This window comes from Gemmiger formicilis (assembly GCF_016901605.1).
Lineage (GTDB): Bacteria > Bacillota > Clostridia > Oscillospirales > Ruminococcaceae > Gemmiger > Gemmiger formicilis_B.
In genome coordinates, this window is record NZ_JACJKP010000251.1 from 1 (window position 1) to 3,027 (window position 3,027).

Consider the following 3,027-nt stretch of genomic DNA (forward strand, 5'->3'; position numbering starts at 1 on the left):
GTGTTCTGTATCATCGTCAGGTCTGCCTGATATACAGGGACTTTCTGCCGGTTGACAGTTCTGGCAGCCTGCACCGCAGCGTCTGTTTTATTGTTCCGGCGCAGCATGGCGCTGAGGGTGGTAAGCATTTGATTCTGTCCGGCGAAACCAGCAGCCAGCGTATCGTCAAAATATTGCTCGATCATGTAGGTAACTTCTGCAAAACGCGGGCTTTCCAACAGGCGGTTGACAATTTCAGCATTGGCTTTCCCGGTGTACAGATTCCGTGCCGCCTGCACCGACAGGCCCAGTTCTTCAATATCAAAATTTGTCCGGTCGGGTGTATTGACTTCCCCCAGCAGGAAATCTGTGGAGACTTCAAACACTTTCGCAATACGGAGCAAATGTTCTGTGCTGATTTTATCGGTCTTACCGCTCACAAACCGGCTGATGGCGCTTTCGGTGCTGCCGATGCGGGTCGCCAGCTGTGCCTGGGTAATTTTATGTTCCTTCATAAGCTCCTGCATCCGCTGCCGGATATTGCCGGGCAGATAGGCTCCCTCCATGTGACACACACCTCTTTCCTGTAAACTCTCTGCTTTCATTATACCTTATAAAACCAGCGTGGGCAAATGCTTTCCGCTGGTCTCGCCGCTCTGATGTCTTGCATTTTTGCAAGATTTCAGGGTGGCGATTTTTCATTTCTTGCACTTTTAACGGATTTTTCGGTCTATAGGCTTTTTCCCCGTATATTCAGGCAGACGGGCAGATACCGTCAATAAATGATGGAGGGCAAAGCCTATGAATTTGTTTGAAACTGTAAAATCTGCTGTCACTGTGAAGCAGGCCGCCGAGCACTACGGCTGCAAGGTCAACCGGGGCGACATGATCTGCTGTCCCTTCCACGATGACCGGCACCCCAGCATGAAGCTGAACAGGGATTATTTCTACTGCTTTGGCTGCGGGGCCACCGGGGACGTGATTGACTTTGTGGCACGGCTATTTGGCCTGAGCAGCTACGAGGCCGCAAAGAAGCTGGCCTATGACTTTGGCATCGACCCGGACAAGCCCCCGGCAGCGATGGCTTTGAAAAAGCCCTATCCGCTGGCGCGGGCTTTCCGCAACGATGAGATACACTGCCAGCGGGTGCTCTGCGATTATCTGCATCTGCTGGAACGCTGGAAGGTCGAATATGCCCCGCAATCGCCGGAGGATGAACTGGATGACCGCTTTGTGGAAGCCTGTCATATGATCGAGTATGTAAATGATTTGTTGGACGTTCTCATGTTTGCGGAACTGAAGCAGCGTGTGAAAGCGGTGGATATGCTGCTGAAGGACGGCACTATCACCGCGCTGGAGCAGCGGCTCGGACGTCTGGAAAAGGAGGTGCAGCACCGTGGCGAAGAACGAGCAATCGCGTGAGGCCAACCAGCCCATCTGGTTTGACGGCAAGAGTATCAATGAAGCCCTGTTTTGTGATGATTTTCTCGGCAGACACAAAATCATCTACACAAACAGGGCTTTTTTCACGCCTGATGGCCGCGTGACCGATGAGCTGCCACTGCGTGGAGAAATTTTTGAGGAACTGAAATGCTGCGCGGTCAGCAATATCCCCCGCAAAATCAGCAATATCGTGGAGCTGATGAAGCTGGCGGCGCTGGTAGAGGATTTCCCGCCGGAGGCTGACCGCATTCATCTGGCAAACGGCACGTTGTTTCTGGATGGCTCCTTTACGGAGGGAAAACCGGACATCGTGCGTTGCCGCCTGCCGGTGGCCTATAATCCCGATGCGCCCACGCCGACCCGCTGGCTGGCTTTTCTGGATGGGCTTCTTTACCCGGAGGACATTCCCACTTTGCAGGAATATATCGGCTACTGCCTGATCCCCAGCAACAAGGGACAGCGCATGATGGTCATTAAGGGCAATGGCGGCGAGGGTAAGAGCCAGATCGGCGCGGTGCTGTCCGCCCTGTTCGGCAGCAACATGAAGGACGGCAGCATCGGCAAAATTTCCGAGAACCGTTTTGCCCGCGCTGATCTGGAACACATTCTGCTGTGTGTCGATGATGATATGCGGATGGAGGCGCTGCGCCAGACCAACTACGTCAAATCCATTGTCACCGCCCAGGGCAAGATGGACTTGGAACGCAAGGGCAAACAGAGTTATCAGGGATGGATGTGCGCCCGGCTGTTGGCATTCAGCAACGGCGACTTGCAGGCTCTCTTTGACCGCAGCGACGGCTTTTACCGGCGACAGCTGGTGCTGACCACCAAAGAGAAACCTGCTGACCGCGTGGACGATTCCGACCTGGCCGAGAAAATGAAAGCGGAGATTGAGGGTATCTTCCTCTGGGCTTTTGCGGGATTGCAGCGGCTGGTGGCCAACAGCTTCAAGTTCACCGAGAGCCAGCGCACAAGAGAGAACCGGGAGGCCGTCAAGCGGGACAACAACAATGTGTTTGACTTTCTGGAATCCGAGGGCTATATCCGGCTGAAAGCCGATGCGTCTATCAGTTCAAAGGATTGCTACGACATTTACCGGATGTGGTGCGAAGAAAATAGTCTGACTGCACTCAAACGCCGCAGTTTCAGCGATGCGCTGGTGGCAGCCTGCGGCAAGTACAATCTGGAACACTGCAACACGATTACCAATTCGGCAGGACGCCGGGTATGGGGCTTTATGGGGATCGAGGCAGTGGCAAGACCGCATATAAACGAGTTTACGGACGCTTCACAGTGTACGTACGTACCGGAAGACTGGCGGGATTGATTTCCACTCTGGTCGCCGGTACGTATGTACACAGCGATTCACCCTGTTACCTCATATATTGCAGGAATGCTTCATGTGATTAAAGTAGCCATGGACATTTTGTCCGCGGCTAAACAGTCAAGGAAAAACGGTGATTTTGCAGGCATATTTTGAAGCAATCACAAAACGGCGAAATATCTCTCTATTATCCGCACACTGTTCACAAAAGAGCGACTCACGGAATGGCGTACAGATTGTACCATTTCGTGACAATACAATCCGAACGGTGAAAAGCCCCG

The 3,027-nt window shown here is 53.1% G+C and carries 3 protein-coding genes; 2 read left to right on the forward strand and 1 reads right to left on the reverse strand.

Going from position 1 to position 3,027, the window contains the following annotated elements; all coding sequences use genetic code 11:
- Positions 1-545: helix-turn-helix domain-containing protein (locus tag H6B10_RS13695; RefSeq protein ID WP_204652114.1), on the reverse strand; the 545-nt coding region annotated here is incomplete at its 3' end.
- 235 nt (positions 546-780) lie between these two features.
- Between H6B10_RS13695 and H6B10_RS13700 the strand changes: the two genes are divergently transcribed.
- Together H6B10_RS13700 and H6B10_RS13705 are read left to right on the forward strand one after the other, a co-directional pair.
- Positions 781-1,401 carry a CHC2 zinc finger domain-containing protein gene (locus tag H6B10_RS13700; protein ID WP_204652115.1) on the forward strand — a complete coding sequence of 207 codons (621 nt, stop codon included), beginning with the start codon at positions 781-783 and terminating at the stop codon, positions 1,399-1,401.
- On the forward strand, positions 1,376-2,749 hold the full coding sequence (locus H6B10_RS13705; protein ID WP_204652116.1) for a phage/plasmid primase, P4 family: 1,374 nt from the start codon (positions 1,376-1,378) through the stop codon (positions 2,747-2,749). Before H6B10_RS13700 ends, H6B10_RS13705 begins: the two co-directional genes overlap by 26 nt.
- Positions 2,750-3,027: the final 278 nt, after the last annotated feature.